Annotated in this window: 23 protein-coding genes and 1 pseudogene; 10 read left to right on the top strand and 14 right to left on the bottom strand. The window is 72.0% G+C overall.

What is annotated here, in order from left to right; translation table 11 throughout:
• Window positions 1-68 precede the first annotated feature (68 nt).
• Together ACEN9V_RS08675 and ACEN9V_RS08680 are read left to right on the top strand one after the other, a co-directional pair.
• The gene (locus ACEN9V_RS08675; RefSeq protein ID WP_413602908.1) at window positions 69-1,724 is read left to right on the top strand and encodes a hypothetical protein; all 1,656 of its coding nucleotides are present in this window, start codon (window positions 69-71) and stop codon (window positions 1,722-1,724) included.
• A gap of 67 nt (window positions 1,725-1,791) precedes the next feature.
• Entirely contained in the window at window positions 1,792-3,096 is a 1,305-nt protein-coding gene (locus ACEN9V_RS08680) for a M23 family metallopeptidase (RefSeq protein WP_413602909.1), read from the top strand.
• Window positions 3,097-3,115: 19 nt separating this feature from the next.
• Here ACEN9V_RS08680 and ACEN9V_RS08685 read toward each other — a convergent pair whose 3' ends face one another.
• The gene (locus ACEN9V_RS08685) at window positions 3,116-3,874 is read right to left on the bottom strand and encodes a phosphotransferase (protein ID WP_413602910.1); all 759 of its coding nucleotides are present in this window, start codon (window positions 3,872-3,874) and stop codon (window positions 3,116-3,118) included.
• A 36-nt stretch (window positions 3,875-3,910) separates the two neighbouring features.
• Between ACEN9V_RS08685 and ACEN9V_RS08690 the strand changes: the two genes are divergently transcribed.
• Window positions 3,911-6,763, top strand: a complete 2,853-nt coding sequence (locus ACEN9V_RS08690; protein ID WP_413602911.1) for a tetratricopeptide repeat protein — start codon at window positions 3,911-3,913, stop codon at window positions 6,761-6,763.
• A 19-nt stretch (window positions 6,764-6,782) separates the two neighbouring features.
• On the opposite strand, the gene ACEN9V_RS08695 is transcribed toward ACEN9V_RS08690, so the two are convergent.
• Genes ACEN9V_RS08695 through ACEN9V_RS08715 form a run of 5 tightly spaced genes read right to left on the bottom strand, consistent with a single transcriptional unit; the run spans window position 6,783 to window position 9,058 of the window.
• Window positions 6,783-7,379 carry a hypothetical protein gene (locus ACEN9V_RS08695; RefSeq protein ID WP_413602912.1) on the bottom strand — a complete coding sequence of 199 codons (597 nt, stop codon included), beginning with the start codon at window positions 7,377-7,379 and terminating at the stop codon, window positions 6,783-6,785.
• The gene (locus ACEN9V_RS08700; RefSeq protein WP_413602913.1) at window positions 7,376-8,029 is read right to left on the bottom strand and encodes a hypothetical protein; all 654 of its coding nucleotides are present in this window, start codon (window positions 8,027-8,029) and stop codon (window positions 7,376-7,378) included. Before ACEN9V_RS08700 ends, ACEN9V_RS08695 begins: the two co-directional genes overlap by 4 nt.
• The gene (locus ACEN9V_RS08705) at window positions 8,026-8,427 is read right to left on the bottom strand and encodes a hypothetical protein (RefSeq protein ID WP_413602914.1); all 402 of its coding nucleotides are present in this window, start codon (window positions 8,425-8,427) and stop codon (window positions 8,026-8,028) included. Before ACEN9V_RS08705 ends, ACEN9V_RS08700 begins: the two co-directional genes overlap by 4 nt.
• Window positions 8,424-8,615: a DUF2273 domain-containing protein gene (locus ACEN9V_RS08710; protein ID WP_281266823.1), complete on the bottom strand. Its 192-nt coding sequence runs from the start codon at window positions 8,613-8,615 to the stop codon at window positions 8,424-8,426. The genes ACEN9V_RS08705 and ACEN9V_RS08710 overlap by 4 nt, the downstream gene beginning before the upstream one ends.
• Window positions 8,612-9,058, bottom strand: a complete 447-nt coding sequence (locus tag ACEN9V_RS08715) for an Asp23/Gls24 family envelope stress response protein (protein ID WP_413602915.1) — start codon at window positions 9,056-9,058, stop codon at window positions 8,612-8,614. The genes ACEN9V_RS08710 and ACEN9V_RS08715 overlap by 4 nt, the downstream gene beginning before the upstream one ends.
• Before the next feature lie 130 nt (window positions 9,059-9,188).
• On the opposite strand from ACEN9V_RS08715, the gene ACEN9V_RS08720 reads away from it, so the two are divergent.
• Entirely contained in the window at window positions 9,189-10,025 is an 837-nt protein-coding gene (locus tag ACEN9V_RS08720) for an exodeoxyribonuclease III (protein WP_281266821.1), read from the top strand.
• Between the two features lie 506 nt (window positions 10,026-10,531).
• Here the strand turns inward: ACEN9V_RS08720 and ACEN9V_RS08725 are convergent.
• Window positions 10,532-11,455 carry an AEC family transporter gene (locus ACEN9V_RS08725; protein WP_413602916.1) on the bottom strand — a complete coding sequence of 308 codons (924 nt, stop codon included), beginning with the start codon at window positions 11,453-11,455 and terminating at the stop codon, window positions 10,532-10,534.
• Window positions 11,456-11,578: 123 nt separating this feature from the next.
• On the opposite strand from ACEN9V_RS08725, the gene ACEN9V_RS08730 reads away from it, so the two are divergent.
• From ACEN9V_RS08730 to ACEN9V_RS08740, 3 genes are all read left to right on the top strand, one after another.
• Window positions 11,579-12,169, top strand: a complete 591-nt coding sequence (locus ACEN9V_RS08730) for a nitroreductase family protein (protein WP_413602917.1) — start codon at window positions 11,579-11,581, stop codon at window positions 12,167-12,169.
• A gap of 66 nt (window positions 12,170-12,235) precedes the next feature.
• The gene (locus ACEN9V_RS08735; RefSeq protein ID WP_281266818.1) at window positions 12,236-12,646 is read left to right on the top strand and encodes an acyl-CoA thioesterase; all 411 of its coding nucleotides are present in this window, start codon (window positions 12,236-12,238) and stop codon (window positions 12,644-12,646) included.
• 50 nt (window positions 12,647-12,696) lie between these two features.
• Window positions 12,697-13,467, top strand: coding sequence for an HAD-IIB family hydrolase (locus tag ACEN9V_RS08740; protein ID WP_413602918.1), 771 nt, complete (start codon window positions 12,697-12,699; stop codon window positions 13,465-13,467).
• Window positions 13,468-13,520: 53 nt separating this feature from the next.
• Here the strand turns inward: ACEN9V_RS08740 and ACEN9V_RS08745 are convergent, their stop codons facing one another.
• Together ACEN9V_RS08745 and ACEN9V_RS08750 are read right to left on the bottom strand one after the other, a co-directional pair.
• Window positions 13,521-14,144, bottom strand: coding sequence for a phosphoribosylanthranilate isomerase (locus ACEN9V_RS08745; RefSeq protein ID WP_402728045.1), 624 nt, complete (start codon window positions 14,142-14,144; stop codon window positions 13,521-13,523).
• Between the two features lie 49 nt (window positions 14,145-14,193).
• The gene (locus ACEN9V_RS08750) at window positions 14,194-15,246 is read right to left on the bottom strand and encodes a serine/threonine-protein kinase (protein WP_413602919.1); all 1,053 of its coding nucleotides are present in this window, start codon (window positions 15,244-15,246) and stop codon (window positions 14,194-14,196) included.
• Between the two features lie 190 nt (window positions 15,247-15,436).
• Here ACEN9V_RS08750 and ACEN9V_RS08755 point away from each other — a divergent pair, with 190 nt between their 5' ends.
• Window positions 15,437-15,640, top strand: coding sequence for a DUF2945 domain-containing protein (locus ACEN9V_RS08755; RefSeq protein WP_413602920.1), 204 nt, complete (start codon window positions 15,437-15,439; stop codon window positions 15,638-15,640).
• Between the two features lie 6 nt (window positions 15,641-15,646).
• On the opposite strand, the gene ACEN9V_RS08760 is transcribed toward ACEN9V_RS08755, so the two are convergent.
• Window positions 15,647-16,351 carry a DedA family protein gene (locus ACEN9V_RS08760; RefSeq protein ID WP_281266813.1) on the bottom strand — a complete coding sequence of 235 codons (705 nt, stop codon included), beginning with the start codon at window positions 16,349-16,351 and terminating at the stop codon, window positions 15,647-15,649.
• Between the two features lie 79 nt (window positions 16,352-16,430).
• Complete coding sequence (locus tag ACEN9V_RS08765) at window positions 16,431-17,555, bottom strand: ROK family protein (RefSeq protein WP_413602921.1); 1,125 nt, start codon at window positions 17,553-17,555, stop codon at window positions 16,431-16,433.
• A gap of 35 nt (window positions 17,556-17,590) precedes the next feature.
• Between ACEN9V_RS08765 and ACEN9V_RS08770 the strand changes: the two genes are divergently transcribed.
• Together ACEN9V_RS08770 and ACEN9V_RS08775 are read left to right on the top strand one after the other, a co-directional pair.
• Window positions 17,591-19,312: a beta-N-acetylhexosaminidase gene (locus ACEN9V_RS08770; protein WP_413602922.1), complete on the top strand. Its 1,722-nt coding sequence runs from the start codon at window positions 17,591-17,593 to the stop codon at window positions 19,310-19,312.
• Window positions 19,313-19,381: 69 nt separating this feature from the next.
• Window positions 19,382-20,380: pseudogene (locus ACEN9V_RS08775) on the top strand (UDP-N-acetylglucosamine 4,6-dehydratase family protein); the annotation flags it as partial.
• A gap of 376 nt (window positions 20,381-20,756) precedes the next feature.
• Here the strand turns inward: ACEN9V_RS08775 and ACEN9V_RS08780 are convergent.
• The 3 genes from ACEN9V_RS08780 to ACEN9V_RS08790 all read right to left on the bottom strand — a co-directional run bounded on the left by ACEN9V_RS08780 (window position 20,757) and on the right by ACEN9V_RS08790 (window position 24,725).
• Complete coding sequence (locus ACEN9V_RS08780) at window positions 20,757-22,847, bottom strand: fructose-specific PTS transporter subunit EIIC (protein WP_413602923.1); 2,091 nt, start codon at window positions 22,845-22,847, stop codon at window positions 20,757-20,759.
• A gap of 91 nt (window positions 22,848-22,938) precedes the next feature.
• On the bottom strand, window positions 22,939-23,940 hold the full coding sequence (locus ACEN9V_RS08785) for a 1-phosphofructokinase family hexose kinase (RefSeq protein WP_402728039.1): 1,002 nt from the start codon (window positions 23,938-23,940) through the stop codon (window positions 22,939-22,941).
• Window positions 23,937-24,725, bottom strand: a complete 789-nt coding sequence (locus ACEN9V_RS08790) for a DeoR/GlpR family DNA-binding transcription regulator (RefSeq protein ID WP_413602924.1) — start codon at window positions 24,723-24,725, stop codon at window positions 23,937-23,939. The genes ACEN9V_RS08785 and ACEN9V_RS08790 overlap by 4 nt, the downstream gene beginning before the upstream one ends.
• Between the last annotated feature and the right edge of the window lie 204 nt (window positions 24,726-24,929).

Below are 24,929 nucleotides of genomic sequence, written 5' to 3' on the forward strand. Positions count from 1 at the left end.
CATCCAGCCTGCACGGACGGTCAGCCGCGCGCCCGTTCGTCCCGGGTCCGCGTCGGTACGATCCGGGTATGTCCCTCGATGCACCGTCGCGCCCAGCGGTCGGGGCATCCCGGTTCCGCGGCCTCGCCGAAGCGCTCGGGCACGAGGCGATCGGGGCGATCGTCGCGGTCGCGCTCGCCCTGATCGCGCTGCGGCACGTCCTGGCGACGGCCAGGGTCACGCTGCTCTGGTACGACGGCGACTCGGTCCTGCTGCCGATGGTGGTCAGGTCGATCCAGCTCGGCCAGCCGTTCGAGTGGGCGATGTCCCCCGCGCTGTTCTTCTTCCCGGAGCTGCCGGTCTACCTGGTCTGCGCCGCCGTCACCGCGACCCCGCAGCAGGCGCTGGCCCTCAACGGCGTGCTCGTCCTCGTGGGCGTCTACGCGCTCCTGCGGGCGGTGGCGAACGAGCTCATGCCGTCCGCGCGACGCTCGGCACGCATCGCGGTGTCGGCGCTCGCGGTCGGGTTCCTGACGCTGCACGTGCTCACCGAGTCGTCGGCGTCCGCGACGTCGCTCGAGCTCGCGTCCCTGCTCCTCACGACCACCTACTACTACGGGGTCGTCCTCGCGCTCCTCGCGACGGCGGCGCTCGCGCTCCGGGCGATCCGGGTCGGCCGGGCGTCCGTCGCCGTGCTCGTGACGCTCGGGCTCGTCGCCGCGTGCACCACGGCGTCGAACCCGCTGTACGTCCCGTGGTCGGGTGCCCCGCTCGTCGTCACGCTGCTGCTCCTCGGCGTCGCCCGTCGGGTGCCGTGGCGTCCTGCCCTGTGGCTGTCCGGGGTCGTCGTCGCGGGCTCGGTCGTCGGGTACGTCCTGCGCATCCCGCTGCGACCGTTCGTCTCGCTCGACCCCTCGACGTACGTGCACCCGGAACGCGCAGCGACGACGCTCGGGTTCTTCGCGTCGCTCACCGACGCCCGAGCGGCGACGGCGCTCGGCGACGCCGGGCTCGTCCTGATGCTCGTCGGGGTGCTGCTCGCCGTCGGTGGCACGGTCTGGGCCTGGCGGGTGCGGACCTCGCGCACCGTGCTCCTCGCGTCCCTGCTGCCGCTCGTGACGATCGTCGCCGTGTCCGTCGGGGTCGTCGTCGCCGGGTCGGAGACGCCGCGCTACCTGGAGCCCGTCGTCGTCGCCCCGCTCCTGGCGCTCGTCGCGGTCTGCGAGCTGACACGGACCGCGGTCAGGCGGACCCGGGTGCACCAGCCACTCCGTGGCGTCCGCGTGACGCTCGCCATCGGCGCGGCGATCGTCATCGCCGCGGGGGTGGCCATGGCGCCGTCGACGCTCCGGGGGGTGCGCACCGCGGCGTACGACCCCGCGACCTGCCTGGACCACTGGGCCGGTGGGCGCGACGTCGTCGGCGTCGGGCAGTTCTGGACCGTCCGTCCACTCGCCGCCTACTCGTCGGAGAACGTCGGACTGCTCCAGGTGCGCGACACGTTCCAGACCTACCCCTGGCTGGTCGACCTCGGCGCCTACCGCGACGCGCGGCCGACCTTCGTCGTCGTGGGATCAGGGGACGTCTGGTCCACCCCGGTGGAGGACTCCCTCGGGCCGCCGGTGTCGGTGACGCACTGCACCGGCTTCGACATCTGGGACTACGCCGGCACGGCCGGGGCGACGACCCTGCAGCAGGACGTCGTCGGGAGTGCCGAGACGATCCTGCGCGACCGCGGGTTCTGACGAGAGTTCTCCACAGCGGTGCGTCGGCTTCGCATCTTCCCTGTACGGATGTATAGGCTCGCCCTCGATGACTCGTCCCGCCCAACGCCCCACGCACTCCCTCACCGCCCTGCGTCTGCGCCTGGCGGTGACCGGGTTCGCCCTGCTCGGGCTGACCGGCACGCTCGTCCTCGACGCTCCTCCCGCCAGCGCGGCGACCTACCCCTCGTGGGACGACGTCCTCGCCGCCCGCGGGCAGGAGTCGGCGAAGAACGGTCAGATCGCCGACATCCAGGACCTGATCGGGCAGCTCGGGGCGAAGGCCGACGCCGCCGTCGCCGAAGCCGAAGCACGCGGCAACGAGTACTCGGTCGCCCAGCGGAAGGCCCAGCGCGCCGCCGAGAAGGAACAGACGCTCCGCGCGGACGCCGAGGAGCACGCCGAGATCGCCGAGCAGAGCGCCGCGCAGGCCGGGCAGTTCGCCGCGCAGATGGCCAGGTCCGGCGGCGCGGACGTCACGACGAGCGTGCTCACCGGTGGCGAGGACGCACGTGACCTGCTGTACGACCTCGGCGCGCTCAGCAAGCTCTCCGAGCAGGCCGAGCGCGTCGAAGCCGCGGCCACCGCCGACGCCGCCGTCGCCCGGGCGCTCTCCGGGCAGGCCGACCGTGCCGCGCTGGCGCTGGCCGACCTCGCGAAGGCGGCCGAGGAACGCATGGCCGAGGCACAGGCGGCATCCGACCGTGCCCAGGTGGCCTACGACGAGCAGCAGGACAACAAGGCGCGACTCGAAGCACAGCTCGCCACGCTGAAGTCCGGCCGTGTCCGGACCGAGGCCGAGTTCGCCAAGGGCGAGGCCGAGCGCAAGGCAGCTGCGGAACGTGCGGCCCGTGAAGCCGCGGCGGCAGCGGCACGTGCGGCAGCCGCGGCGAACAGCGGCGGCGGGTCGGGTGGCGGCGGCGGGGCCGTCGGGTCGGGCTCCGGCAGCGGGTGGGTCCGTCCCGCCGGCGGCTGGATCACGAGCTCGTACGGGACGCGTGTGCACCCCATCACCGGCGCGACGAGCTTCCACGACGGCATCGACCTCGGCAGCGGCTGCTCGACGGCGATCGTCGCCGCGTCGGCCGGCACGGTCGAGTACGTCGGGTGGTACGGCGGGTACGGCAACTACGTCCGGATCAACCACGGCAACGGCGTGAAGAGCGCGTACGGCCACATCGTCAGCGGTGGGTTCCGTGTGTCTCCCGGGCAGCAGGTCGCCGCAGGGACGCTCGTCGCACTCGTCGGGTCCACTGGGAACTCGACCGGGTGCCACCTGCACTACGAGACCCACGTGGGCGGCGGCACCACGAACCCGGTGCCGTTCATGGCCGCGCGCGGGGTCGGCTTCTAGCGGTCCCGACGGCCTCGGGTCAGACCTCGTCCTCGTCGAGGTTCCAGAGGGCGCGGTACCAGGCCGTCCGTTCCTCGTCGAAGGGGACGCCGTACGCCTCGTGGAACAGCTGCTCCCATCCGGGACCGTGGTTCCACCCGAGCGCCATCGTGGCGACGGCGATGTCGGCCCACCGGTCGGCGATCCCGAGCGCGCCGAGGTCGACGTGCCCGTACCAGCGCCGGTCCGCCCCGATGAGGGTGTTCGGCGTGCAGGGGTCGCCGTGACAGACCACCGTGCGGTCCGACGCCGGCTCGGGGCCGAGCGCCGCGGGGTCGGACCCGGCCGCTCGCGCCCGCGCCGTCCGGTCGGCCGTCGACCACGTGAAGGGACAGTCGTCGACCGGCAGCGTGTCGTGCATCGCCCGGAGGCCCTCCCCCACGGCGATCACGGCGGTCCGGGGTTCGTCGCGCCATCGTGGGTCCACGGCGCTCCACCCTGGTAGTGCTCGGGTCCGGAGCCACGCACCGTGCTCGTCCGCGTCGTGCTCGACGACCTCCGGCACGCGGAGCCACCGGCCCGCCCAGGTCAGACGTGCCGCTTCGGCCGCGATCCAGGCCCCGTAGTGGGTCGGCACCCACTTGACGTACTCCTCGGCGGACCCGACGCTCCCGTCGCCACCGATGCGGAACGTCTTCCCGCCGATCTCGTTCACCCACACGGGGACCGCAGCACGGCCACCGGCGACCCGGCCGACGACCGCCCACGACGGGTCGTCCGGGCGGACATCGTGCGCCATCGTCACCCTCGTCCCCGGTCGTACTACGGTTGTCCCATGTTCGAGGCGGGGGCGCTCCTGGTCAAGGGCGCTGCCCCCTTGGTCGCCGCTGGTGCGAAGGCCGTGGCCCAGCGGGGCGCGTTGGAGCGTGCGGTGCAGGGGTGCGTCCGGAGCGCGCTCATGGCCGCGGCCACCGGACCGCTCGGCGACGCGGATCCGTTCGTGGACGCAGCGCTCCGGGACCTGCTGGACACCGCTCGGTGCACCGAACTGTTCTTCCCGTTCACGGAAAGCCCGCGAGGCCTCGACGAGGCCCGCGCCGATTGGTCGGCCTCGCTCGCCGCGCTCCTCCGATCGCACGACGGCCTCGAGCTGGACGGGATCGACGTCGAACACCTCGCAGATCGATTCGGCACGGAACTGGCCCTCGCGATCCGCCGTCACGCGTCCCAGCCGGCGAGTGCCCTCCTGAACACGGTGATCGTCACCGAGCTCGCCGGCCGCAACGAGGCCCGGGCCGTCGGCCGCACCACCCAGCGCCCGCTCCGGTCGAACCTGCCCGAAGCTCTCGTGCCCGTCCACCACGAACACCGGACCTCGCTCGAGGGCGACGTCCGCCGGATCCTCGCGGAGTCCGGACGCTGTGTCCTCACGGGTTCGCCGGGGGTCGGGAAGTCCGCCATCGCCCACGCCGTCGTCCAGGACCTCGATCGTGCGATCTGGCTCCGGGCCGGGGACGAGGACGCACTGGTGGCGGACGCGCGGACGCTCGTCGATGACACCTCGGCCGATCCCGTCTCGGATCTGCTCCGGCGACTCGACGCGGATCCCGGCTGGACGGTCGTCCTCGACGGCGTCACGGATCTCGACGTCGTCGCCAGGTTCCTGTCACGAGATCGTGCACTGTCAGCGCTCGTCTCCACCCACGTCGACCTCCGCCTCCCCGACGAGTGGTGCGTCGCCGTCGGTCTCCTCAGCGCTGCCGAGTCCCGCCGTGTCCTCGCCGGGGTGAGCGGACGAGCTGCCCCACCGTCGGCCGCGACCGATGCCCTCCTGGCGATCGCGGACGGCTCGCCGCTGGCGCTGCAACAGATCGGGACCTACCTCCGTTCGACCCACATCTCCGAGGCGGAGATGGTGGCCCGTCTTCGTGCCGAGACGAGTGCCGTGCTCGATCGGTACGCGCCGCGTGATCACCCGCGATCCTTCACGGAGCTCCTCGTCGAGGGTCTCCGGCAGGCGGGCGAACAGCACGAGATGGCCCAGCGGGTCCTCCGGCTGGTTTCGGTCTGCGGCGATGTCGGCACACCGCGGGCCCTGATCTGGTCCGCGCTCGGAACGGGTGCGGTCGACGGTGACGACGCGGTGGCGGCGCTCGAAGCCGTCGGACTCGTGGAGTCGCGGGTCAACGGCTCGCTGTGGTGTCACTCGCTCGTGGCGGACGTCGTCCGCGGCTCGGCCGACGCCGAGTCCGTCGAGACGGTGTGCCGTTCCGCGCTCGCCGGCTTCGACGACCACGTCGTCGCACCCACCGCAGCGACGTACGGCGTTCTCGCGCCAGCGGTCCGGCGGGTCGTCGCGGCCGCCCGCAGAGGTCCCGACGCCGACTTCGACTCCTGTCTCCGGTTGGCGCGCCTCGCCATGGGGTTGAGCTCCCGTTCCGGGTTGGAGGCTGCCCTCGCCGATGCGCGAGTGCTCGTGCCTCGCACCGCCCACCCCGACGCTTCCGAGGCGATGGTGCTCGTGTTCGCGGCGGCGTTCCAGACGCAGGAGGGCCGGCACGCCGAGGCAGCGGCGCCGCTCGAGCGGGGCATCGAGCTGGCGCGGGCGTCGGGGAACCGAGCTGCGCTCTCCGTCGGGCTCGATGCACTCGCGGTGCGCAACGAGTGGCTCGGCAGGGTCGACGACGCGCTCGCCGCTCTTGCCGAACTCGGTGACGTCGTCGAGGGGCCCGCAAGGGACTCCGTCGACCAGCGTCGTCGCGCGCTCCTGCTCAGCACTGCCTCCCCCGTCCCCGCGTCGGCCGAGCTCCGTGCCCTCGCCGACGACGGGTCCCTGGCTCCGGCCGACCGAGCGGCCTACGGGGTGCAACTCGCCCGCGCGCTGATGCGTTCGGGCAGGGCAGCCGAGGCGGAGCCGCGCCTGCGGGCAGCCCTCGCCGAGACGGCGGCGCAGCTCGGCGAGACGTCGACCACGTACGCAGCGATCTGCAACGACCTCGGCTGGTGCCTCGTCGAACTCGACGATGACGAGGGTGCTGAGGACTTCCTCCGCCGCTCGATCTCGATCTACGACGTCGCCGCTGAGGGAGCGCACCCACACGCAGCACTGCCGTATCTGCACCTCGCCCGCTTGGCGTCCCGTCGCGCGATGCGGCACCTGCCGTCCGGTGAACCCGTGCATGCCGATCTAGACCTGGCCGACGGGCTGCTCGCCGAGGCCTCGTCCCGGCTCGCCTCGGGCGCCTCCACGAGTCCGGACATGGCGGCAGTGCTCTACGAACAAGGCACGGTGCACACGTTGCGGGGTGGAGACGCGAACATCGTGCTCGCGCTCGAGTGCTACGAGGCCGCTCTCACGATCAACCGTGCGGCATTCGGAGTGGACAGTGTGCAGGCAGCGTCGGACGCCGCACGGATCGCGATGACACACCTGTCTCACGGAGACCTCCCAGAGGCCGAACGTGCGCTCGAGGACGGACTCCGCTTCTACCGCTCGCACCCCGAGGCGATGGACAGCGACGGAGTGAGCGCACTGTGGGCGTCGGTCGTCATCCGGGAGCAGCTCGGACGCATCACGCATGACCAAGCGCGAACGGAACGTCGTGCCCTCGTCGAGCTGGTCGGGCGCACGCCGATGTCGGATGCGGACCGTGCGACCTTCGTCGACGGGCTCGCGACGAGCGACTGAACATCGGCCGCCACGGCGGTCAGTGCACGCGGTCCGGCCGGGACGACCCCGATCCCCCGCGCGCGATCTGCAGGAGGACGGGCAACCGCTCGCCGAGCAGGGCGTCGAGATCGGTGACGATGTCCTCGATCCGGTCGGCGATCTCCCGCGGTGACGCACCCTTCCGCGGGCGGACCTTGATGCGCAGCGCTCGGCGGCGGCGCACCCGGTAGACGTCGACAGCGAGCGACGCGACCTGCGGGAGGTCCCCGATGGCCGACGAGAGCGCGTGCTGGACCGCGGCGGCGTCGATGCGGACCTCGCCGGGGAGCCCGTCCGCGGCCCCGTCGTCCTCGATCACGGTGCCGACACGGCCACCGCCGAGTGCCGTGAGGACGACCAGCGCGAGGACGCCGAGCACGACCGCTCCGCCGAGCACCCACGCCCACGCGGCGATCGAGGCCTCACGGGATGCGTCCGCACCGAGGTCGCCGAGCGACGCGCGAGCCGCCTGGTGCCAGACATCGGCGGCCTGCGGGATCGTCTGCACGAGCACGGCGCCGAGTCCCCCGACGAGCAGTGCCAGCCCGACGAGGACGAGGGCGATGCGTCCGAGCGCCCGGTTCGTGGCGTTCATCCGTCCACCCGTCCGGTCGGCTGGACACGGACCCGAGCGGTGATCGGCGGCGTGGTGTCGATCTCCGCGAATTCGCGCTCGACGGCGTCGGTCGCAGCGACTGCCGGCACGTCCACACCGGCAGCCGGACGGAGGACGACCTCGACGGTGCGACGGCCGACGGTTCCCACGGCGGCGTCGGGTCCGAGTCGTGTGGCGCTCCGGGCAGCGCGTGCCGCGGCGGAGGCGAGGACCTCGTCGTCCACGACGATCGCGAGCCGCCTGGACGACATCGTGTGGCGGGGGCGTCGCTGCGGCAGGACGCCCTGCAGCAGGAACACCAGGCCGATGACCGCGACGACGGCGCCGGTGACGACCACGATGGCGTCGACGAGTCCGCGCGGTGCTCGGGCAGCGCCGTCGACGACGGCACGGGGATCGATGCCGAGGACGTTCTGGTCGAGGAACACCAGCGCTGCGGCGAACACGGTGGCTGCGGCGACGACGAGCGCGACCACGACGGCGACGACCACGCTGCCCGAACGCGAGACGTGGGTCTCGCGCCGCAGGACGCGGCGGTACACGGCGTCGTGCTCCCCCGATGCCGGCGCAGACGGCGACGAGGTCGGTGACGACACCGGCGGCGAAGCCGGTGGCGGGATCGAGCTCATCGGACTCTCCTCGGGGCGTCGACGACCGACGACGCGAACGTGATGGTGACCCGCTCGACCTTCCGGCCGGTGATGGTGTTCATGCGCTCGGCGATGGTCGCCCGAGCCCGGTGCGCCGTGTGGACCACCGATTCGTCGGGCACCGCGTGGGAACCGAGCACGGGCACAGCGAGCGGGGAGGTGATCTCGACCGCCAACGATCCGCGACCGTCGTCGGTGATCCGGGCACGGACCTCCCGGACGGGTGTGCGGAGCGCTTCCGCCGCGACGGCCTGCGCGGTCCGGACCAGCGCCGTCGTGCCGATGCGGTCGTACCCGGCGACGCGCGGCACCGCGACCGCACGGGACGGCGCGGGACCGGACGGGGCGATCGGCGGCACGTCGGCCGCCGGACTCACGACGAGCTCCGGCGTCCGCGCAGCACGTCGAGCAGGCGTCGGAAGTCGATGTCCCCGGTGACGATCCGCGCCACGACACCACCGACGATCATGAAGACGGCCACGACGACGAACGCCCAGAAGCCGAGCGTGACGGCGACGATGGCCAGCAGGGCGCCGACCCCCATCCCGACGACGGTGGCGTTCACCGGACGCGGCTCTCGGCCTCGTCGGGGGTGCCGCCCAGCGCCGGGATGTTGACGTCGTTGATCGCGATGTTGACCTCGGTGACCTCGAGGCCGACGAGCTCGGTGACGGCATCGGTCACGGCCGCGCGCACGGCGGACGCGACCTCCATCATCGGCGTCGGGTAGTCGACCACGATCGTCAGGTCGACGGCGACCTGGGTCTCGCCGACCTCGACGCGGACGCCCTGGCCGAGTGCGCTGGAACCGATGGCGTCACGGATGGCGCCGAAGGCCCGCGCCGCGTTGCCGCCGAGGGCGAAGACGCCGGGCACGTCGCGGGCGGCGATGCCCGCGATCTTCGCGACGACCTGGTCGTCGATGATGGTCTTGCCGGCGCTGGTCACCTGCGTGGTGACGCTCCCGGTGGTCGGGTTCCCGTCGACGCGGTTCGTCGTCGATGCCATGATCGTGCTCCTCACGCTCCGTGCGATGTCCTGCTCCCAGGGAACACCATCGTGCCGTACGCCGCCCGACCAGCGGCTCCCCCGCGTCGCCCGCACCGCGCCGTCGGTCGCGACCGGTAGGTTCGACACCATGCGCGTCGCGACCTGGAACGTGAACTCCGTCCGCACCCGAGTCGGCCGTGTCGTCGACTGGCTCGTCCGCGAAGACGTCGACGTGCTCGGCATGCAGGAGATCAAGTGCAAGCCGGAGCAGTTCCCGGTCGAGGCGTTCGAGGCCGCCGGTTACCAGGTCGAAGCGCACGGCCTGAACCAGTGGAACGGCGTCGCGTTCGCCAGCCGCCTGCCGATGACCGACGTCACCCGTGACTTCCCCGGCCAGCCCGGCTTCCTCAAGGGACACGAGGGTCCCGATCTCCCCGTCGAGGCCCGCGCGATCGGCGTCACCGTCGACGACGTCCGGCTCTGGAGCCTGTACGTCCCGAACGGCCGCGAGATCGGTGACCCGCACTACACCTACAAGCTCGACTGGCTCGCGCAGCTGGCCGACCGCACCACGTCGTGGCTCGAGGCGGACCCGGACCTGAAGCTCGCGCTGATGGGCGACTGGAACGTCGCACCGCTCGACTCCGACGTCTGGGACGTCTCCGTCTTCGAGGGGCACACGCACGTCACCGAGCCGGAGCGCGCCGCCTTCCGCGCGTTCGAGGAACGGGGGCTGCAGGACGTCGTCCGGCCACTGGTGCCGTCCGGCTACACCTACTGGGACTACAAGCAGCTGCGGTTCCCCCGTGGCGAGGGCATGCGCATCGACTTCGTCATGGGATCGCAGGGGTTCGCCGACGTCGTCACGGGTGCGTCCATCCACCGGGACGAGCGGAAGGGCGATGCCCCGAGCGACCACGTGCCGGTCGTCGTGGACCTCGATCTCGAGACCTCCCTCGACGACGACCGCCCGATGATCTTCTGACGCGCGCGGACGCGCCCCCGCACCGCGCTCGCGTCCCGCGCCTGCGCAGTCCGCACCCACCGGTCGCGACACCCCGCTCAGGTCCGCCGACAGGCCACGAAGCGTCGGTCGCGATGACCGTCGACGACGGTCTGCGACCGGTCGACGCGCGGCCGACGGGGTGTCGCGACCGCTCGACGCGCGGCGCTGGGTTGGCCGAACGGGAGGCCCGTGGCGGGCTGACACCGCGCCTCCCGTCCGTCGGTGAACCGCCGCCACTGCGCGCCGCGGTCCCGCGCCTGCGCAGTCCGCACCCACCGGTCGCGACACCCCGCTCGGGTCTGCCGACAGGCCACGAAGCGTCGGTCGCGATGACCGTCGACGACGGTCTGCGACCGGTCGACGCGCGGCCGACGGGGTGTCGCGACCGCTCGACGCGGCGCGCCGAGGGGGTGTCGCGACCGGTGGACGCGCGGCCGACGGGGTGTCGCGACCGCTCGACGCGCGGCGCGCCGCCCGCCCGCGCGCTACGGGTGCAGGAGTGCGGCGATCGCGACGAGCACCGGGACGGCGCCGAGCGTCGAGATGAGCACCACGTCACGGGCGACGGGCACCGCCGCGTCGTACCGCTGCGCGTAGTTGAAGACGTTCTGCGCCGCCGGCAACGCCCCGAGCGTCGTCAGGACGAACACCTGCTGGTCGTCGAGCCCGAACACGAACCGTGCGAGCACGAACGCCACCGCTGGCATCACGACGAGCTTGATCGACGACGCCACGATGACGTCCGTCCGGATCGCCGGGTCGCGGAGGGGTGCAGCGCCGTGCAGGCTCATCCCGAACGACAGCAGCACGAGCGGCACGGCGGCGGCACCGACGAGCGAGAACGGCTCGAGCACCGGGTCCGGCAGCTGGATCCGGAAGGCGGAGAACACCAACCCGGTCAGCGAGGCGATGATCAGCGGGTTCGTCACCGGCCCGAGCACCCGGCGCTTCCACCCGCCCCCGGACGCCGTCGCGGTGTCGAGCACGGTCAGCGCGATCGGCGCCATCACGACGAGCTGCAGCAGGATGACGGGCACGACGGCGGTGGCCTGCCCGAGCACGTACACGGCGACGGGCAGGCCGATGTTGTTCGCGTTGACGTAGCTCGCAGCGAGCGCCCCGACGGTGGTCGTCGTGACCGAGCGCCGCAGGACGAGGGCGAACACGAGCGCCGTGCCGAGCGCGACCAGCACGGCGCTGAGCAGCGACACCCAGAGCATCGGTGACACGAGCGACGCGATGTCCGCCGTGGCGATCGTGTGGAAGAGCAGGCAGGGCATCAGCACGAAGAACGCCAGTCGGCTGATCACGAACTGGGCGTGCGGCCCGAGGAGCCCGATGCGCCCGACGACGTACCCGGCCGCGATGATCGCGCCGATGATCGCGAAGCCGATCAGAACGCCACTCATCACCCCCATCCTGTCAGTCCCGCGGCAGCCCCGCACCGAGCGCGGCAACGGGTGCCGGGCCGCCCGACATGTGACGTCGTACAGGCCGGAAATGCGAACGCATCGAATACCGTTGACCGCATCATGACCAACGCCACGACGCTCTCCCGTTCGACCGACTCGAGCCAGCCGCTCGTCCCGCTCCTCGAGGAACGGTGGAGCCCCCGCTCCTACGACGAGACCGCGACGATCTCCGACGAGCAGCTCGACGCCGTGCTCGAGGCCGCTCGCTGGGCCGCGTCCGCGAACAACTTCCAGCCCCGCCGGTTCATCGCCGGTCGTCGTGGCACCGACACGTTCCGCACGATCAACGAGAACCTCATCGGCTTCAACGCCGGATGGGCCTTCCGCGCGAGCGCCCTCGTCGTGGGCATCCTCGAGACGCAGAGCGAGGACGGCGACGTCCGCCGCTTCGCCGAGTACGACCTCGGCCAGGCCATCGCAGCGCTGACCGTCCAGGCGCACGCCGAGGGCCTGCACGTCCACCAGATGGCCGGTATCGACGCCGCCGGCCTCGCCGCCGCGTTCGACCTGCCGGAGCGCTTCTTGCCCTTCACCGTCACGGCGATCGGCACCGTCGCGGACCCCTCGCAGCTCGACGAGAAGGCCGCAGAGCGCGAGGTCGCCCCGCGCACCCGCATCGCGCTCGACGAGGTCGTCCTCGTCAAGGAGTAGCCGCACCAGCAGCACGACCGCGGCCGGGGCCCTCGCGGGGGTCCCGGCCGCGTAGTATGTACAGACATGCAGCCCGAGATGAACTTCTACACCCGCAAGTGGGTCCGGCCGGAGGACCTCAACGCGAACGGCACGCTCTTCGGTGGCAGCCTGCTCCGCTGGATCGACGAAGAGGCCGCGGTGTACGCGATCATCCAGCTCGGCAACGGCAAGGTCGTCACCAAGTACATGTCCGAGATCGAGTTCGTCTCCTCGGCGAAGGAGGGCGACATCGTCGAGATCGGCCTCGTCGCGACCCGGTTCGGCCGGACCTCGCTGACGATGCGGGCCGAGGCGCGGAACCTCTTCACGCACCGCAGCATCCTCACCATCGACGAGGTCGTGTTCGTCAACCTGGACGTCGACGGCAACCCGGCCCCGCACGGCTACACGGAGATCACGTACGCTCGCGACCGGGTTCCCGCAACGATCCACTGATCCCCGCAGCCCTGAGGATCGGGGACATGTCGCATGACAGAATCAACGGCATGACCGCACCACGTCTCGTCGCGTTCGATCTGGACGACACCCTCGCCCCGTCGAAGTCCGCGCTCGACCCGCGCATGCTCGACACCTTCGCCGCCCTGCTCGACGTGGTCCCGGTCGCCGTGATCAGCGGCGGCAACTTCCACCAGTTCGAGCAGCAGCTCGTGACGCCCCTGCGACACCGTGACGGTCTCACGCTCGACGACCTGCACCTGCTCCCCACCTGCGGCACCCGGTACTACCGCTGGTCGGACGACGACTGGGCGCTGCAGTACGCCGAGGACCTCAACGACGCCCAGAAGCAGCAGGCCCTCGCCGCGGTCGAGTCCCAGGCGAAGGCCGCCGGCTACTGGGAGTCCGAGACCTGGGGTGCCATCCTCGAAGACCGCGGTTCACAGATCACGTTCTCGGCCCTCGGTCAGGCCGCGCCCGTCGCCGCGAAGAAGGTGTGGGACCCGACGGGTGCCAAGAAGGACGACCTCCGGCGCCGCGTGCAGGCCGAGCTCCCCGACCTCGAGGTCCGTTCCGGCGGATCCACCAGCATCGACATCACCCGCAAGGGCATCGACAAGGCGTACGGCATGCGGCGCCTGGCCGAGCTCACCGGCATCGCCCTCGACGACATGCTGTTCGTCGGGGACCGCCTCGACCCCGAGGGCAACGACTACCCGGTGAAGGCGCTCGGCGTTCCCTGCCACGCGGTGGAGGGCTGGGAGGACACCGACGCGTTCCTCACCGAGCTGATCCCGACGCTCGGTCGCGCCCGCGCCTGACGGCGCAGCCCCGGAACGGCGCAACCCCGGACAGGAGGCCCGGGTCGGCCCCGTCATGGCAGGCTGCGGACCGCCTCGACGAACGCCCGGATCTTCGCCGGGTCCTTGACGCCGCGCTCGGACTCGACACCGCTCGACACGTCGACCCCGTCGGGGTCCAGGCTCTCGACCGCCGCCACGACGTTCGCCGGCGTGAGGCCCCCTGCGAGGATCCACGCTTCGTCGACCTTGCCGGTGACGGACGCGGGATCGATCAGCCGTCCACTGCCGGGCACCGCGGCGTCGAGCAGCAGCAGGTCGTGGTCGTACGACGCCCGCTGTTCCGCGGACTCGGCGAGGTAGGCCTCCGCCGACACCGCTCGGATCGTGAAGAACCCGGCGTCCCGGGCACGCGCGAAGTCGGTCGCCGACTCGCCGCCGTGCAGTTGCAGCGTCGTGAGGCCCACCGCTGACGCGATCCCGACGATCTCGTCGATCTCCTGGTCGCGGAACACGCCGACGGCGTCGATCCCGTCCGGCACCCGCTCGACGAGCTCCTTCGCGAGGTCGGCGGTCACGGTCCGGGGACTGCCGGCGGCGAAGACGAACCCGACCGCGTCGGCGCCGGCGTCGATGGCGGCGTCCACGGTCTCGGGCGTCGACAGGCCGCAGATCTTGATCCAGCGCTGGTCGGTCATGCAGTCCATCCTGCACGAAACGACAGCCCTGCGGGTGCGCCGACGGCGATCAGTGGAGCGTGCCGGCGACGTAGCTCAGGCCGCACGCGAGCAGCACCGCGACGGCCGCGAACGATCCGGTCAGGATGTTCCGTCGGCGCCACCGTTTGACGGCCACGAACGTGCCGCGCTTGGCGTGCCGGTGCGCTGCCCGGTGCATCCGGTGGTCGCGCTTGTGCGCCGTCCGGCTCGGGCCGAGCGGCACCGGTCCGGTGACCTGCACCGATCCGCCGCGGAGCGCACGGGCGACGGCGACCGCGGTCGGTCGACGAGCCGGGTCACGGTCGGTCATGCGCAGGAGCAGCTCGCGCCACTCCGGTCCGACGGACTCGGGGACCTCCGGACTGTTCCGGAGTCGAGCGAGTGCGGCTTCGACGAGGGTGCCGGAGTACTCCTGGTGCCCGGTCAGGGCCTCGAGCAGGACGAGCCCGAGGGAGTACACGTCCGTCGCGAAGCTGATCGGCTCGCCGGCGACCTGCTCGGGGCTGAGGTACGCCGCCGTGCCGATGATGGTGCCGTCGTTCGTCAGGCGCGATCCGTCGACGAAGTGCGCGACGCCGAAGTCGGTCAGCTTGACCGTCCGGGCGAACCCGGACGAACCCTCGTCGCTGATGAGGATGTTGGCGGGCTTCACGTCACGGTGAACGATCCCTCGGGAATGCACGTACGCAAGGGCGTCGGCGAGCTGCGCGCCGAGGTCGGCGACCTCGTAGTTGTGCAGCGCCCCCTCGGCCAGTCGGCGGAGCAGGGTCGTGTCGGCGATGAGCTCCATCACGATGTACCGGTGCGGACCGTCCGAGAACTCGTGCGTGCCCGCGTCGTAGAGCGGGATCAGGCCGGGGTGCGACAGCATGCTGAGCAGCCGGATCTCGCGTTCCTGGCGGACCCGGTCGGCCGTCGTCATGGCCTGCGGCGTCGCGAAGAGCTTCACCGCGACCAGTCGGTAGGTGTGCTCGTCGCGGGCTTCGTACACGGATCCCATGCCGCCGGTGCCGATGAGCCGGGACAGCCGGTAGCGGCCGGAGAGGATGGTCTCCGTCCGTCCGTTGTCGACAAGGGTCATCGTGCGGTTCGATCCGTCGGGAGCCAGGAAGAGGCGAAGGTTGCTCGCAAGATGACTCGCCGACTACGGTACGCGCGAACGGCGACGAATGCGCGGGTGTTATGACTTCGTGACGAGGGGTACATCCCTGAGTTGATGCGGATGCATCGGGGTCTACCCTCTCGGAGACACCACCGAGAAAGGACCCGTCATGGCGCTGTCGAAGGGCGACGAGGTGCACTGGAACACCTCGCAGGGGAAGACCACCGGAACGCTCGTCCAGAAGCGTGTGAGCGACTTCGAGTTCGACGGGCAGCGGTTCAAGCCGACGGACGACGACCCCTACTGGATCGTGGAGTCCGAGAAGACCGGCAAGCGCGCTGCACACAAGGAGTCGGCGCTCACGAAGGCCTGACGCGGCTCAGTCCCCTGCGGGCTCGGCGCGACGACGGCCGCGTTCAGCACGGCTGGCGCGAGCGGCACGACCACGGCGGATCCGTCGCACGACGAACACGACGACGACCCCGGCGATCGCCGCGTACATCCCGCGGTCGATCCACTCGGTGTAGCCCTCGATCCGCTCGTACTGCGTGCCGAGTGCCGCGCCGCCGAGCACCAGCAGGCTGTTCCAGACGCCGGAGCCGATGATCGTGAACAGCGAGAACGACCAGAGGTTCATCCGGTCGGCTCCGGCCGGCAGCGAGATCAGGCTGCGCACGATCGGGACCAGCCGCCCGAACAGGACCGCGCTGCGGCCGTGCCGGTGGAACCACGCGGCGGCCTTGCGGAAGTCGTCCTCGTCGACGAGCGGCAGCTTGCCGAGCCAGCGGACGGTCCGGTCGAACCCGATCACCCGGCCGAGCCAGTAGAGCACCAGTGCCCCGACGTAGGAACCGAGCGTCGCGAGCACCAGGACGAGCGCCAGGTTCATCCGGCCGGCACCGGCGAGGAACCCCGCGAGCGGCAGGATGACCTCGGACGGGATCGGCGGGAAGACGGTCTCGACGAAGAGCATCAGCGCGACGCCCCACTCGCCGAGCATGTCGATGAGCTGGAGCACCATCCCCGACAGCCCACCCATCTCGGCGTCAGGAGAGGACGTGGCGGCAGCGAGGGCAGTCGTCATGCGGCAATGGTCCCTGAGTGCCCTGACAGGCGGCAGGACGCGACCTGCGGATCAGCCCAACCCCATCAGCCCGGTCCGATCAGCCCAGGCCCATGTGCGACGCCCGCACGTGCGTCAACGACCGGGCCAGCGCACCCCTGGCGACCGCGTCCCGCCCGACCGTCGACGGCACGATCTCCACGGGGTGCCGGAGCTGCGGGCCGACGGCCTCCGCGAGCGCCCCGCAGAACACCGCTGCCGCCGGCAGGACCTCTCCCCCCACGACGACGACCTCGGGGTCGATCGTCGCGACGAGCTGCGCGACCCCGGTCGCGACGTCCGCGGCGAGCGCCCGGACGATCTCGGCGGCAGCCGGGTCACCGTGCCCGGCCGACTCCATGACGGACTCGAGGTCCGCGCCGGACGGGATCCGAGCCTCCAGTCGGGCCGGCGCGCCGGGCCAGCCGGTCGATGCCAGGCCACCCACCTCGCCCGCCGCTCCCCTGGCGCCACGCGCCAGCGTGCCGTCGACGAGGTAGGCCGCGCCGATCTGCCGCCCCATCACCAGGTAGAGGGCGTCGCGCGCACCAGTGAACCGCCCCCACATCGTCTCGGCGGTCGCGGCGAGCTTCGCGTCGTTGTCGAAGAAGGTGGGGGCCGTCGGGAACAGGTCCTGGATGCGGCCGGGCATGCGGCCCTCGACCCACTGCGGCACGGCGATCGTGTAGTCGATGGCGCCGTCCCGGTCGACGACGGCGGGGACGCCGAACGTCGCGGCGAGGAGGCGGCCGGCTCCCGGCGTCGAGGTCAGGCGCTGCACGACGTCCTGCACGCTCGCCCACGCTTGGTCCGCCGACGCGAGGTCCGGGTACACCTCCTCGACCCGGGCGATCTCGTTGCCGCGGAGGTCGGCGAGGAGCCCGACGATGCCGTGCAGCCCGAGGTCCACGCCGAGGACCGACCCGGCGCCGGCATCGGCTCGGAACCGCTTGGCCCGCCGCCCGGCCTTGTTCGGGGTGACGATCGCGTCGGCCTCCCGTGCCCAGCCCTCGGCGATGAGGTCGGCGAGCGACGCCTCGACCGTCGGCCGCGAGAGCCCCACGGTGCGGCCCAGCTCGGTGACGGTGACGGACGCGTCGCTGCGGAACAGTTCGTCGAGGATGGCGCGCGAGTTCACCAGGCGCAGGGCACCCGGTGTGCTCATCGTTGACAGGGTCTCGTTCACGGCCATAGCCTCATATTACGAAAGATCATTGAGGAATGGTGGACTCCGACATGCTCATCCCCCGCCCGCGCCTGTCGACCCCCGGTGTCGGCTCGTTCGAGATCACGCCGACGACCCGCATCGCCGCAGACGCCGCGAGCGAGTCCGAGCGGCTGTACCTGCAGCAGACGCTGCGGGGGTCCACCGGGCTGCCGGTGCGCGACGCCGAGACCCCGGGGATCGACGTGATCCGCCTGCGCGTGGCAGACGACACGCAGGCGACAGGCGACGCGGACGCGGCACTCCCCACCGGCCCAGCCGGGGCCACGGCCGAGTCGTTCCGCCTCACCGTGACACCGGACGGCATCGACGTCCTCGGCGGCAGCCCGGCCGGCGTGTTCTACGGCGTGCAGGCCCTCCTCCAGCTGCTCCCCGCCGACGTCTACCGCAAGGGCCGGGTCGGCACCGGGCCCTGGACCGTCCCGGTGCAGACCGTCGAGGACGCCCCCGCCTTCGCCTGGCGCGGCGTCATGCTCGACGTCGTCCGGCACTTCCGCACCAAGGCCGAGGTCCTCCGCGTCATCGACCAGCTCGCGGCGCACCGCATCAACACGCTGCACTTCCACCTCACGGACGACCAGGGCTGGCGCATCGAGATCCGGAAGTACCCGCGCCTGACCGAGATCGGCTCGTGGCGCCGCGAGTCCCAGGTCGGCGCGCACGTCCCGGACGCCGACGGGGTCATGCGACCGCAGGGCTTCGACGGCCGACCGCACGGCGGCTACTACACGCAGGACGACATCCGCGAGATCATCGCCTACGCGGCCGACCGGTTCGTCACGGTCGTCCCGGAGATCGAGACCCCCGGGCACGTCCGCGCCGCACTCGCCGCGTACCCGGAACTCGGCGTGCACCCGGAGGTCGGGGTCGAGGTCTGGACGGAGTGGGGCATCGCCGAGGACGTCCTGAACGCCGAGGACGCGACGATCGACTTCTTCAAGGGCGTCTTCGACGAGGTCGTCGACCTGTTCCCGAGCGCGTACATCGGCCTGGGCGGCGACGAGTGCCCGAAGGTGCAGTGGGAACAGGACCCCCGCACGCAGGAGCGCATGCGGTCACTCGGACTCGCGGACGAGGAACAGCTCCAGGCCTGGATCATCGGGCAGCTCGCGGCGCACATCGAGTCGAAGGGCCGTCGGGCCTTCGGCTGGGACGAGATCCTCGAGGGCGGGACGCTCTCGGAGTCGGCCACGGTCGTCTCGTGGCGGGGGCTCCGCGGCGCGTCGACGGCGGCGAAGCGCGGGCACGACGTGATCTCCTCGCCTGATGACCAGGTGTACCTCGACTACCGTCAGAGCGACCTGCCGAACGAGCCGATCCCGGTGTCGATCGTGCTCACCGTGGACGACGTCTTCGCGTTCGACCCGGTGCCGGCCGACCTGACCGACGACGAGCGCGCGCACGTCATCGGCGGCCAGGGGAACATGTGGTGCGAGCACGTGGACACCGTCCGGAAGCTCGACTACCAGCTCTTCCCGCGGGTCGCGGCGCTGTCCGAAGCGCTCTGGTCCGCAGACGTCACCGGACCCCGGGACCTCGCGGACTTCCGCGGGCGGCTGGCGGAGCACCTCGCGCGACTCGAGGCGATGGGCATCGAGTACCGCCACGAGACCGGACCGTTCCCGTGGCAGGAGCGCCCCGGCGTCCCCGGTCGCCCCGGGACGCGCGAGGAACGTGCCGCGTACATCGACGCGATCACGGCGAACATCGCCGACTGACGTTGCACATACCAGATACCAGCCGATAGGTTGGTGTCCATGGACAGGTGCACCGCGTCGGCGACCGACGACTTCGACCTCGACGCGCTGATCGGCCGCCACCCGGCCGACCACGAGCTCGAACTGCCGATCGACTTCGTCCGCGGTCGGACCGTGCTCGTCACCGGCGCCGGCGGGTCGATCGGCAGCGAACTCTGTCGGCAGCTGATGCGCTCGGATCCGGCCGAGGTCATCATGCTCGACCGCGACGAGACGGCCCTGCAGCAGGTCCAGGTGTCGGTCGCGGGGCACGGGTTGCTCGACACGAAGGACGTCGTGCTCGCCGACATCCGCGACGCGTCGACGATCCGGCAGGTGCTGCTCGACCGCCGTCCCGACGTGGTCTTCCACGCCGCGGCGCTCAAGCACCTCCCGATGCTCGAGCAGTACCCGGACGAAGGGTGGAAGACGAACGTCCTCGGGACCCGCAACGTGCTCGCCGCCGCGGTCGAGTCCGGCGTCCAGACGCTCGTGAACATCTCCACGGACAAGGCGGCGAACCCGACGAGCGTCCTCGGGCAGACGAAGCGCCTGGCCGAACGGCTGACGGCGTGGACCGCGGCGGAGACGGGTCGCGACTACGTGTCCGTCCGGTTCGGCAACGTCCTCGGCAGTCGCGGGTCGATGCTGCCGCTGTTCGCCGAGCTCATCCGTGCCGGGCGCCCGGTGACGGTCACCCACCCGGATGCCACGCGCTACTTCATGTCCATCCCCGAGGCCTGCCACCTGGTGATCCAGGCCGCCGCGATCGCTCGGCCCGGTGAGGTCCTGGTGCTCGACATGGGTGAACCGGTCCGCATCCTCGACGTCGCCCGTCGGATGATCGCGGCGATGGACGGCACCTCGGACATCGTCTTCAGCGGCCTGCGCCCCGGCGAGAAGCTGCACGAGGACCTCATCGGGCGGGGCGAGACCGAGCGACGGCCCGTGCACCCGAAGATCTCGCATGCGTCGGTCCCCGTGCTCGACCCCGCCACCTTCGACGGGCCGCTGCACACCGACACCGCCCCGCTCCTGCTGGCCGCTTGACGCGGGTCTCGGGTCGCGGGCCCCGGGTCGCGGGCCCCGGGTCGCGGGCCCCGGCCCGTGCCCGGGTCCGTGCACGCGCACGCGCACGCGCACGGGCAGAGCCGACCTGTCTCTTCCCGACCGGCCACGACACCCCGCTCAGTTCCGCCGACCGGTCGAAGACCGTCGCTCCGTTGCTCGCCGAGCGACAGGATGTGACCAGTCGGCGCCACGCCGACGGTGGGTCGTGACCGGCGACGCCCACCGACGACGGGCGGGAGGCCCGGTGCCAGCTGGCACCGAGCCTCCCGCCCGCCCGTGGTGACGCCCGCCCCGTGGTGACGCCCGTCCCGTGGTGACGCCCGCCCCGCGGTCCCGCCCGCCCCGCGGTGACGCCCTACGCGGCGACCGCGACCCGGTCGTCCGCCGGCACGCCCACCGCTGCGGCGTCAGCCGCCGGCGCTCGACGCACCCACTTCTTCAGGCCGACCAGCACCAGCGCCGAGACGACGGTGCCCGCCAGGATCGCGACGATGAACATCGCGACGTCCCCGATGGCGAAGAACACGAAGATCCCACCGTGCGGCGCCCGCGAGGTCACACCGGCAGCCATGGAGATCGCACCGGTCACCGCGGCACCGACCATCGACGCCGGGATGACGCGCAGCGGGTCGGCTGCGGCGAACGGGATCGCACCCTCGGAGATGAACGACGCGCCGAGCAGCCACGCGGCCTTGCCGTTCTCGCGCTCGGGCTTCGTGAACCCCTTGCGGTAGAGGACGGTCGACGCGAGCGCCAGAGCCAGCGGCGGGACCATGCCGGCCGCCATGACCGCGGCCATGATCTCGAACGGCACGACGTTGGTGGCCGATCCGGCACCGAGGCCAGCGACGGCGAACGCGTACGCCACCTTGTTCACGGGGCCGCCGAGGTCGAACGCCATCATGAGGCCGAGGATGATGCCGAGCAGGACCGCCGAGGCGCCGCTCAACGAGTTCAGCCAGGTGGTGAGCTGCGTCATCACCCAGGCGATCGGGCCGCCGAGCACCAGGAGCAGCAGACCGGAGGCGATGATCGACGCGAACAGCGGGATGATCACCACCGGCATCAGGCCGCGGAGCCAGCGCCAGACCGGGATGCGCCCGATCCAGTAGGCGGCGGCACCGGCGATGAGACCACCGACCAGACCGCCGAGGAACCCGGCGTTCATGAACACCGCGATCGACCCGGCGACGAAGCCCGGAGCGATGCCGGGGCGGTCGGCCATGGCGTACGCGATGTACCCGGCGAGCGCTGCGACCAGGAAGCCGAGCGACACGCCACCGATCTGGAACGCGGCGGCACCGAGGTAGTACGCCAGGCCCTCCGGCGGCAGGTTCAGCAGCGTGTAGTGCGTCAGCGTGTACACGGCGTTGTTCTGACCCGAGTCGCCGTGCGTCAGTGCGATGCCGTAGCCGGCGAGCAGGAACCCGAGCGCGATGAGCAGACCGCCGCCGGCGACGAACGGGATCATGTAGGAGACGCCGGTGAGGAGCCAGCGCTTCAGCGACTGCCCGAAGTGCTCGTCCTTCGCGGTGCTGCTGCCGGCCTCGGCGGCAGATCCGGACACGCGTGCGGCGTTCGGGTCCTCGGCGACGCGGAGCGCCTCGGCGATCATCGCGTCGGGTTCGTCGACACCGCGCTTGACCGGACCGGACACGAGCGGCTTGCCGGCGAAGCGCGAACGGTCGCGGACGTCGACGTCGACCGCGAAGACGACCGCGTCGGCCCGGGCGATGAGCGCCGGGTCCAGCGGCTCGACCTGCGAGGACCCCTGCGTCTCGACGTGCATCTCGGCGCCGGCTCGCTGGGCGGCGGCGACGAGCGCGTCGGCTGCCATGTACGTGTGGGCGATGCCGGTCGGGCAGGCGGTGACGCCGACGATGACCTTCCGGCCGGCGGTCGGTGCCGTGGTCGGCGCGGCCGGACTGGAGGCTCGGGGTGCGCCCGTCACGCCGGCGTCGGCGACCTCGCCGGTCACCTCGCGGTCCACCAGGTCGACGATCTCCTGCGGGGTGGTCGCGGCGCGGAGGGCGGCCGTGAAGTCGTCGCGGATGAGCGCACGGGCCAGGGTCGAGAGGACGGTGAGGTGGTCCTTGTCGGCCCCCTCGGGCACGGCGATCATGAAGACCAGGTCGGCGTCGCCGTCCGGGGCGCCAAACGGCACCGTCCGGGCGAGCCTGCTCATCGCGAGTGTCGGTTCGGTGACCGAGGCCGACCGGGCGTGCGGGATGGCGATGCCACCGGGGACGCCGGTGCCGACGCTCGCCTCACGCTTGATGGCGTCCGCCGCGAGGGCGCTTCCGTCGGCGGCGCGGCCGGTCGCAGCGACGCGGTCGGCGAGGACGCGGATGACGTCGGACGAGGTGGCGCCGAGGTCCTCGTCGAGGCCGACGAGGGCGACGCTGATGAGGCCGGGACTCGTGTCCGAGCTGCGCGCAGCGGTCATGGTGTGCTCCTTTGCAGTGGCGCGGTGGCGCTGGGGTTCGCTGTGGTTCGGGTTGCGGTGCTGTTGGCGGTGATCTGTTGCGGTGGGATGGTCAGGCGGCGGGAGCCGCCGTCTGACGGAGGCGGGTGACGGTGACGGCACCCGGGTCGGTGTGGTCGAGCGCCGGGACGTCGCTGCCCGGCAGCGCGGCTGCCGCGGCCCCCGTCGCGACGGCCTGTGCGAGCCGCTCCTCCGGCGGCCGACCGGCGACCTCGGCGAGCAGGTAACCAGCCAGGGAGGAGTCACCCGCGCCCACGGTCGAGCGGGCGACGATGCGGGGTGCCGCCGCGGCGAACGAGCCCTCCGGCCCGATCAGGATCGCGCCGGCGCTGCCGAGGGTGAGCAGGACGGTGTCCACACCACGGTCGCGGAGCCGTTCGGCGGCCGCTGCCGCGAGTTCGTGGTCGCGTTCGTACTCGTCCGGGTCCCCGCCGACGATCTCGGCGAGCTCCTCGGCGTTCGGCTTGACCAGGTCGATCCGCTCGCCGGACTGCAGCAGCGCGGTGAACGGCACGCCGGACGAATCGACGGCGATCCGGACGTCGTCGCCGTGCCGCTCGCGGACCGCCCGCACGAGGACGGCGAGTGCGTCGTCCGGCAGTCCGGGCGGGAGCGACCCGGCGAGGACGACCCACCGGGCACGGGGCCCGGTGGCGGTGACGTCCGCGGTGTCGGCGACCAGCGCCGCGAGCTCGTCGAGGCGTCCGGCGAGGGACGGCCCGGGCTCGTTGAGCTTCGTGGTCGTACCGGTCGGCTCGGTGACGGTGACGTTGGACCGGAGCGGTGCGCCGATCGGCAGCGCGGCGGTCGGGATGCCGCGGGTGGCGAGGCCGAGCAGGACCGGGTCGAGCTCGTCCCCGGGCAGGACGGCGATCGTGTCCCCACCGCTGGCGACGACGACACGGGAGACGTTGACGCCCTTGCCGCCCGGCTCCGCGGTCGACCGGGTGGCGCGCTGGACGGAGCCGCGCTGCAGCTCACCGGCGAGCTCGATCGTGCGGTCGAGCGACGGGTTCGGCGTCACCGTGACGATGCGCGTGCTGGACTCGTTCATGCCACGACCACCTCGACGTCGGCGTCGGTGAGCGCTCCGGCGAGGTCGGCTGGGGGCTGCTCGTCGGTGACGATCGTGTCGACCTCGTCGAGCCGGGCGAACCGCATGAGCGCCTCGACGCCGTGCTTCGCGGCATCCGCGAGGACGACGCTCCGCCGTGCGGCGAGCACGTACGCGGCCTTCACGGCGGCCTCGTACTCGTCCGGGGTGCTCAGGCCGAACCCGGCGGAGAGCCCGTTCGTGCCGACGAAGGCGATGTCGGGACGCAGCGCGCCGATCTGCTCGACGGTGGCGGTCCCGACCGCGGCGCTCGTCACCCCGCGCACGCGGCCGCCGAGCAGGTGCAGCTCGACGTGCTCGCTGTGCTGCAGGGTCGCGGCGATGGGGACGGAGTTCGTGATGACGGTGATCGTCGCGCCGGACTCCGCGGGCTCCCACCGTGCGAGTTCGGTCGCGACAGCGGCGCAGGTCGTACCGGCGTCGAGGGCGATGGACCCGGTGAAGGTCGGCGGCACGAGTCGCATCGCGGCCCGGGCGATCGCGGACTTCGCGGAGCCGTGCTGCCCCTCGCGCTCGGCGACGGTGAGCTCGACCACGCTCGAGCGTCCGACCGGGACCGCTCCCCCGTGCACCCGGCGGAGGACCCCCACCGACTCGAGCGCGTCGAGGTCACGTCGGACGGTCTCGGTCGTGACGTCGAAGTGCTCGGCGAGGTCGGCGACGGAGACCCGCCCTGCCGACTGCAGCTCGGTGGCGATCGCATCGTGCCGCTCGGTTGCGTACATGACCGAACTCCTTCGTTCGCGTTGGTTTCAGGAACTGTACGTCCATACCCAACACAAACGCAAGTTTTTCGTCTTCGATCCCACACACCCGCAGGCGTGCGCATGCTCCCGCCCCCGCTCCCGGCCCCGGCCCCGCTCCCGACTCCGGCCGGTCACAACACACCGCTCAGTTCCGCCGAGTGGTCGAGAATCGTCGCCCCAGTG

It is taken from the genome of Curtobacterium sp. Curtsp57, assembly GCF_047324335.1.
In the GTDB taxonomy this organism is placed as follows: Bacteria; Actinomycetota; Actinomycetes; order Actinomycetales; family Microbacteriaceae; genus Curtobacterium.